We start from the raw sequence: 6,366 nt of genomic DNA on the forward strand, positions 1-6,366 counted from the left end.
CTTCAAGCCGGCCCTGTGCATCRTCGTGCAGGGTGCGAAGTGGGCGGTTTTCGGTGATCGCCACATGGACTACCGCGCGGGCCAGGCGCTTATCGTCAGCGTAGAGACGCCGGCGCTCGGGCGGGTGGCGGAAGCCAGTCCCACGGAACCGTTCCTCGGCATCATCATCGAGTTCGATCTCGCCATCATGCGTGAGGTCGCCGATGCGCTGGACACGCCGGCACCCGGCGGCGAAGGCCCGGGTTCCGGCGTCTTCGTCACGGATTTCGACGGCCCCCTTGCCGACTGTACGTTGCGCCTGGTGCGCCTGCTGGATACACCGAAGGCCATTCCGTTGTTGTATCCGGCGATCATGCGCGAGATAGCCTATTGGCTGCTCAGCGGCCCGCACCATGCGGAAGTCGCCCGCATGGTCCTTGCCAACACGCATGCGCATCGCGTCATCGCCGCTATCCACCGCTTACGCGACCGTTTCGCCGAGCCGATGCGCATCGACGATCTGGCAGCCAGCGCGAAAATGAGCGCATCGGCCTTTCATCGGCAGTTCCGCCGGCTTACGTCGATGACGCCCCTGCAGTACCAGAAACAGATGCGCCTGCTCGAAGCCCGTCGACTGATGGTCGGCGAAGCCGCCAGTGCCGAGACCGCGGCATTCGCCGTCGGCTATGAAAGCGCGTCGCAGTTCAGTCGTGAGTACTCCCGGATGTTCGGCCTTCCGCCCAGGCGCGATGCCAGGTTGCTGCAACAGGCCTGAGCAGCGCTGGTCAGGCTCGGGACGGTGGCGCATGTACACGCTTGAGCGGCACATCCTTCAGCCACCAGGCCAACAGGAACGCCACGGCAATGACGCACGCCGCCACGTGGTACACCGTGTGCAGCGACGAGCCGAACGCGTGCAGATAGCGCGCGTGGATATCCGGCGGCAGCTTCGCCACGGCATCCGGTCCGAACGAACGCGGTGACGTGGGCCCTGCGGTCATGAAGCTGGCCGTGCGCGACTGCAATCCGTTGGTGAAGATGGTACCGAAGACCGACACGCCGATCGATCCACCGATCGAGCGGAACATCGTCACGCCGGATGTCGCCACACCCATGATCTTCATGTCGACGCTGTTCTGCGTGGCCAGGATCAACACCTGCAGCACCATGCCCAGGCCCAGCCCGAGCAGGCCGGCGTAGGTGTAGATCAGCGCGATGGGGCTTTCGTCCTTCAGCGTACCGAGCAGCACCAGGGCGATCGTCGCGATGAACGTGCCGATGATCGGAAAGATGCGATAGCGCCCGATCTTGCTGATGATGCGCCCGCTGACGATGGAACTGACCAGCACGCCGCCCATGAGCGGCAACAGCTGCATGCCGGCACCGGTGGGCGAGACGCCCTTTACTACCTGCAGGTAGAGCGGCAGGAAGGTGGTCGAGCCGAACAGCGCGGCACCGACGAAGAAGCCGATCAGGCAGCTGAGCAGGAAGGTGCGATGGCGAAACAGCCCCAGCGGAATGATGGGTTCCTCGGCGACGGTCTCCTCGTAAATGAAACCAACCACGCCGACCACCGCAAAGGCGAGGATGAACCACAGTTCGGACGCGTTCCACGGCAGCATGGTGCCGCCTTCGGTGGTGAACAGGATCAGGCAGCTAAGCGATAGCGCGAGCCAGCCGGCACCCCAGTAGTCGATCTTGTGCTTCACATGGCGCACGTGCGGATGGAACACGGCCGCGATGACCACCAGCGACAGGATGCCCAACGGCAGGTTCACGTAGAAGATCCAGCGCCAGGAGAGGTGATCGACCATGAAGCCACCGATCAGCGGACCGATGACCGTGGCCAGACCGTAGACACCACCGAACAGTCCCTGGAACTTTCCGCGCTCGGCCGGCGGAATGACATCGCCGATCGCCGCCATGGTGATCACCAGAAGGCCGCCGCCACCGAGCCCCTGGAGGGCGCGCATCAGGATCAGCTGGGTCATGTCCTGCGCGAGGCCGCACAGCACCGATCCGAGGAGGAAGATCACGATGGCGGTCTGCAGGACGATCTTTCGTCCGAACAGGTCACCGAACTTGCCGTACAAGGGCACCACGACGGTGGAGGTCAGCAGGTAGGAGGTGACCACCCACGAGAGCTGGTTGAGGCCACCGAGGTCACCTACGATGGTCGGCAGCGCCGTCGAGACGATGGTCTGGTCGAGAGCGGCCAGCAACATCACCAGCATCAATGCGGGAAACAGGAGGCGCAGCGATGGCGGCGCGGGCGTTGCAGGCGCCGGCGCGGCGACCGGGAGCACGGCATCGGGTGTTTCGGCCGGTGGCTCAAGGGTTTCGGTGGTCACGGGACGACGACCTGCAAATTAATTAAGTGGTAAGTTAATATATGTCCGGGACTGGACCGGCGTCAATCCATCCGTCACCGTGGTATCCATGCTCGTTAGCGACGAAGGTAGATAAACGTGGTCGATCCAACCGCCCTCCGCGGCCGCCGCCCCGGCCGCCCGCCCGCCCAGGCCGACAGCCCCGATCAACGCCAGCGCCTGGTCGGCATCGCGCTGGAACTGTTCGCGCGCCAGGGGTACGCCGAGACCACCCTGGCCGCCATCGCGCGCGCCGCGGGCATGACGCCTGCTGCCGTGCACTACTACTTCAAGACCCGCGACGAGTTGTTCGACGTGCTGTTCGACGAGCGCATCGCGCCGATGCGCAGGCATATCGAAGGCATCTTCCTCGACAACGCGAACGACCCGGTCGCCGCCTTCACCACACTGGCCCAGCGCTTTGTGGAACTCGCCGCGGAAAGTCCCTGGATCGGCCCCGTCTTCTTCGGCGAAATGCTCCGCGAAGACGACCTCTTCAAACAGCACATCCACAAGCGTTTCAACGAGAGCCGCCAGGCGACGGTGCTCGATACCATGCGCCGCTGGCAGGCCGAGGGCCTGCTCGGTGAAGACCTGGATCCCGCACTGATCATCGGTTCGATACTGAGCCTGACGGTGCTGCCGATGACGGCCTCGCGCAAATGGCGTGACGACCCCATGCGCAACCACATCGGCCCGGAACAGATCACGCGCCACGCGCTCGCCCTGCTCCGCCACGGCGTCGGTCCGGCCAAGGCGTAGAATGTCGGGTTTATGCGTGGAGCAATGGCTTTGACCTTCCCTTTTTCCCTGGTCATCTTCGACCTCGACGGCACGCTGGTCGATAGCGCGGCCGATATCGCTGAATCGGTCAACCGCACGCTCCATGACTGGAAGTTGCCCACCTACGACGTCGCGCAGATCACCGAGTGGATCGGCGAAGGCTCGCGCAAGCTCATCACCTACGCGTTTCGCCATGCGGGCAGTGACGCGGACATCGACGAGGTCATGCCAGGCTTCCTCGAACACTATGCCGAGACGGCGCTGGACGGCATCGCCTACGACGGCGTGGTCGACACGCTGGCTGCCCTGCACGCACAGGGCGTGAAGCTCGCCGTGTGCACGAACAAGAACGAAGAGTTCGCGCGCCCCTTGCTCGAGATACGCGGCATGCTGCCGTACATCGACGGCATCGTGGGCGGCAACACCCTGCCGGAGCGCAAGCCCAGCGGCGTACCGCTGCTGCATCTTGCCAGGGAAGCAGGCGTCGCTCCGGATGAGACGCTGATGGTCGGCGATTCCGAGAGCGACGTGCTTGCCGCGCGCGATGCAGGCCTGGCATTTGTCATGGTCAGCTACGGCTATCGCAAGTCGCTCGACCTGCATGCGATCGGTGCGCTCGCGGTGATCGACCGGATGCCCGATCTGCTCGCTATCGATAAGCCTCGATAACTGCCTTGATCAGTGCGATATCGTCCTTGATGCCATAGTCGGGCGGCGCTGAATAACCGAAGCGCGTGATCACCAGGTGCGCCGATGGCACGATGTAGATGCGCTGGCCCATCGTGCCGCTGGCGTAGAAGCCGTCGTTTGGGAACCCTCCTTCGACGCGCCATGTCGCCGGCTCGCTCGGGCCGTCGTTGGTCCAGAAGCCGGCGCCATAGGGCGCCCCCAGGGTGGATGTGCGCGACCACGCCACCCATCCACGGGGCAGCAGGCGCTCGCCATCCGGCGCAACGCCGTCGTTGAGGTAGAGCAAGCCGAACTTCGCGTAGTCACGGGCACTGGCATAGACATACGTGGACCCGACGAAGGTTCCCTTACCGTCGAACTCCATGGTGATGTCATGCATGCCAAGGTGACTGAACAGGCGGTTTCTTGCGTACTCCCGCACCCCAGCCGGGCCACCGCCGACCCGTTCGCCGATCATCCTGTCGAGCAGCAGCGTGTCGGCCGAGGTGTATTCGAAGGTCTTGCCCGGCGCTTCCTTCGCCGGCTGGGCGGCGGCAAAACCCGCCATGTCGCCGTGCAGGAACTCCATCTGCGCCACCGGACTGAAGGCCGACTCCGCTTCCTCTGCGGCGAGACCGCTACGCATGCGCATCAGGTCTTCCACGGTGATCGCCCCACGCGCGTCGCCCGACCGGCGCCATTCGGCGGCGTCCAGCGCCTGATCCACGTGCAACTTGCCGTCGACGACGAGCAAGCCGACCAGCGCGTTGGTGAACGACTTCGCGACGGAGAAGCTGATCAGCGGGCTGCCCACGCCGAAACCATCGGCGTAGCGCTCGGCGACGACATGGCCGCCTTTGACCACGACAACGGCCTTGACCTGCTTCGCCGGCTCGCCCGGGTGCTCGCTGAAAACACGCTCCAGCGCCTCCGTGACGGCGGGCCTGTCGGTAACGACCGCCTGCGCTGGCGCGAAATCGCTCCCATCACGCGATGGGGGCGTCGCGACCGGCGCATCCGCCACCAACGGAATGTTGCCCGGCAGATCCAGACGGCAACCGTAGCCGCGAACATAGCTGGCGCTAGCCAGCGTGCGCAGCGGACTCGACACGGCCACGCTCTGGGTCTCCGGCGACACGTGCACCCTGAGCAGGCGCCCCGCCACATCGCCGATCATCGGCACGACCAGTTCATCGTAAGTGCGTTGCGGGTCCTGGCCACCGACGAAGACCATCGAGCAGACGTGGTGCGCGGCCACACCCGCGGCGACACGCAACGCCTGGTCCGGCCGGAACACCGCCCAGGCGGAGGCCGCAGCCACCGCCACGACGCCGACGGCGATCAGTGCTTTCTTTCTCATGGTCGTCCCTTCGAGATTTTGCGCAGTCTGCGCGCCGCCAGGGACGACAGGCCCGCGCGCTGGGACGAACGCCCCTGTTCCAGGGACCAGGGCCGCCATGGCGCGAACACGGGCGCCTAGAGCTGGAGCGCCAGTCCTGGCGGCAGCTGGTCGAGGTAGCGACGGGTCCAGGTCACCCGGGCGCCGTCGCGCAGCAGCAGGCGCTGCTCACCCTCCGGCCAGGGTGTCAGTTCCCGGATCGCATCGAGCCTGACCACGGTCGAGCGATTGATACGGACGAAGTGCCCGGGCGACAGTCGAGCCTGCATCGCGTCGAGCGTGCCGCGTAAGCGGCGCGGCGTGCCTTCCACGTAGACATCGATGTAATTGCGGTCCGACTCGATGCGATCGATGCGGTCGACATGCACCAGTTCCGCGCGGTCACCGGTCGGAAGAAGCAGACGCTCCAGATAATGCGCTGGTGGCGGGAAGGCATCGAGCAACCCGTCCATCCGCACGGCGAGGTCGGCGGATGGAACGATCAATCGACGCAGTCGCGCGGCGAGGCGATCGAAGCGTTGCGGTCCTACGGGCTTGAGCAGGTAGTCGAAGGCGTGCACTTCGAATGCCCGCACCGCGTGCGTGTCGTGCGCGGTGACGAAAATGATCTCCGCCGGCAAAGGCTCGCCCAGTGCCTGCAACACACCGAAACCGTCCATGCCCGGCATGCTGATATCGAGGAAGATCACGTCCGGCCGGAGTCGCTGGATAAGGCTGATCGCATCGATGCCATTTCCGGCCTCACCGACCCACTCCAGACCGTCGGCAGTCGCGAGATAACGGCGCAGTTTGGCGCGCGCGGGCGCTTCGTCATCGACGACGACAGCGCGCAGGCTCATGCCGCCGCCCAACGTCGCGCGGGCAGCCACACCGTCACGACCGAGCCGCCGCCCACGGCCGCGTCGCGGCTCACACCGGCGTCCTCGCCATAGAGGTGACGCAAGCGCGCGTCGACGTTGGCGAAGCCGATGCCGTGGCCGGGGCGCCCTGCACCGCCGCCGAAATCGCGGACGCGCAAGGTCAGCCTGCCCGCCTCCCGCCGCGCGTCGACGGAGACGCGCCTGCCGTCGCCGCTGCCGCCATGCTCGATGGCATTTTMGACCAGCGGTTGCAGGATCAGGAACGGCACATGCAGGTCGTCGAGGGTGGCATCGCCTTCCACATGCG

The 6,366-nt window shown here is 65.5% G+C and carries 7 protein-coding genes; 3 read left to right on the forward strand and 4 right to left on the reverse strand.

Annotated features, from left to right (window positions below; all coding sequences use genetic code 11):
* A partial coding sequence (locus tag AC1DSN_RS16870) for an AraC family transcriptional regulator (RefSeq protein WP_477331796.1) occupies positions 1 to 754 on the forward strand: 754 nt, incomplete at its 5' end.
* A gap of 10 nt (positions 755 to 764) precedes the next feature.
* Here AC1DSN_RS16870 and AC1DSN_RS16875 read toward each other — a convergent pair.
* Entirely contained in the window at positions 765 to 2,330 is a 1,566-nt protein-coding gene (locus AC1DSN_RS16875; protein WP_477331798.1) for an MDR family MFS transporter, read from the reverse strand.
* Between the two features lie 117 nt (positions 2,331 to 2,447).
* On the opposite strand from AC1DSN_RS16875, the gene AC1DSN_RS16880 reads away from it, so the two are divergent.
* Positions 2,448 to 3,110 (forward strand): TetR/AcrR family transcriptional regulator, encoded by a 663-nt coding sequence (locus tag AC1DSN_RS16880; protein WP_477296562.1) that lies wholly within the window; start codon positions 2,448 to 2,450, stop codon positions 3,108 to 3,110.
* Between the two features lie 24 nt (positions 3,111 to 3,134).
* Positions 3,135 to 3,800, forward strand: coding sequence for a phosphoglycolate phosphatase (gene gph / locus AC1DSN_RS16885; RefSeq protein ID WP_477296560.1), 666 nt, complete (start codon positions 3,135 to 3,137; stop codon positions 3,798 to 3,800).
* Here the strand turns inward: gph and AC1DSN_RS16890 are convergent.
* The 3 genes from AC1DSN_RS16890 to AC1DSN_RS16900 form a co-directional block, all read right to left on the reverse strand.
* The gene (locus AC1DSN_RS16890; protein WP_477331800.1) at positions 3,781 to 5,160 is read right to left on the reverse strand and encodes a serine hydrolase domain-containing protein; all 1,380 of its coding nucleotides are present in this window, start codon (positions 5,158 to 5,160) and stop codon (positions 3,781 to 3,783) included. The two genes, gph and AC1DSN_RS16890, sit on opposite strands and share 20 nt — an antisense overlap.
* 116 nt (positions 5,161 to 5,276) lie before the next feature.
* Complete coding sequence (locus AC1DSN_RS16895; protein WP_063572771.1) at positions 5,277 to 6,038, reverse strand: LytR/AlgR family response regulator transcription factor; 762 nt, start codon at positions 6,036 to 6,038, stop codon at positions 5,277 to 5,279.
* On the reverse strand, positions 6,035 to 6,366 hold a 332-nt coding region (locus AC1DSN_RS16900; RefSeq protein WP_477331802.1), incomplete at its 5' end, for a sensor histidine kinase. The genes AC1DSN_RS16900 and AC1DSN_RS16895, both read right to left, overlap by 4 nt.

The organism is Luteibacter sp. P4_D7_3 (genome assembly GCF_056401735.1).